Source organism: Chromohalobacter sp. 296-RDG (assembly GCF_029889885.1).
In the GTDB taxonomy this organism is placed as follows: domain Bacteria; phylum Pseudomonadota; class Gammaproteobacteria; order Pseudomonadales; family Halomonadaceae; genus Chromohalobacter.
Genome location: NZ_JARANY010000292.1, coordinates 1 through 712 on the forward strand (window position 1 = coordinate 1; position 712 = coordinate 712).

Sequence of the window (712 nt, forward strand, 5' to 3'; positions counted from 1 at the left end):
TGCTGACTGGGGGTATAGCCAATGGAGAAGGGCGGATTGGTGAGAATGCGGTCGAAGTGCATCAGTTCACCGCCCTCGATATGCTGCGGATCGGTGAGGGTATCGTCGTTGCGCAGGTCGGCGCTGCCGATGTCGTGCAGCAGCATGTTCATCTTGGCGATGGCCCACACCGAGCCGGACGCCTCCTGACCGAACAGATTGAGCCGGCGTGGATCGCCGCCCTGCTCCTCCAGGTACTCCTTGGCGTGAATCAGCATGCCGCCCGAGCCCATGCAGGGATCGTAGACGCTGTGGTCCTCCTGCGGACCCATCAGTCGCACCATCATGCGAACCACCGGGCGCGGGGTATAGAACTCGCCACCCTTCTTGCCGGCGGAGTCGGCGAAGTCGCGGATCAGGTACTCGTAGGCGGCGCCGAGCAGGTCGGGGAACTCGAAGTCCTCGTTGCGCAGCCGGTACTCGCTGAAATGGACTATCAGCTCGCGGAGCTTCTTGTCCGGTAGGGTGGTGGAGCCGACCTTGCGGGTGAAGTCGATGTGCTCCAGCACCCCGGCGAGGCTGGTGTTGTGCTCTTCCAGGCCGGCCAACGCCTTGTTCAGCGCATTGCCGACGCCCTGATGGGCTTCCTTGAGCAGGTGTTGCCAGCGTGACTGTTCGGGTACGTAGAAGGTGGCCTTATACCAGCTCGGCATCTCGATGATCTGGGCGATGT

1 protein-coding gene is annotated in these 712 nt (G+C 62.5%); it reads right to left on the reverse strand.

Translation table 11 applies throughout. The annotated features are described in order from the left end of the window. The coding region (locus OP495_RS18610; RefSeq protein ID WP_280571267.1) for a class I SAM-dependent DNA methyltransferase at window positions 1–692 on the reverse strand (692 nt) is incomplete at its 3' end. Window positions 693–712: the final 20 nt, after the last annotated feature.